This is a genomic window from Vibrio sp. 10N.222.52.B7 (assembly GCF_041474275.1).
Taxonomy (GTDB): Bacteria; Pseudomonadota; Gammaproteobacteria; order Enterobacterales; family Vibrionaceae; genus Vibrio; species Vibrio crassostreae_C.
The window spans coordinates 1-258 of sequence record NZ_JBFRTU010000689.1; the positions used below are offsets into that span (position 1 = coordinate 1).

Sequence of the window (258 nt, forward strand, 5' to 3'; positions counted from 1 at the left end):
GAAACAACATTCAGAGCCCTGAAATGATTGTTGTCGGCTCAGGTCGCTACCTACTCGGTGAAAACAACGCACAACAAGTGACGATCAAACAGCCGTTTGCATTAGCCGCAACTCCAACCCGTGTTCAAGACTTTAGAACATTTGTTGACAGCACTGGCTACCAGACAGACGCTGAGCTGATGAACACCTGCGATACGTTCGTCAATGCAGAGATCACAACCGTTTCGGACAATGACTGGCAAAGCCCTGGCTTTAAAC

Annotated in this window: 1 protein-coding gene; it reads left to right on the plus strand. The window is 48.4% G+C overall.

Going from position 1 to position 258, the window contains the following annotated elements:
* Positions 1 to 258: SUMF1/EgtB/PvdO family nonheme iron enzyme (locus AB4512_RS24825; RefSeq protein WP_372176130.1), on the plus strand; the 258-nt coding region annotated here is incomplete at both ends.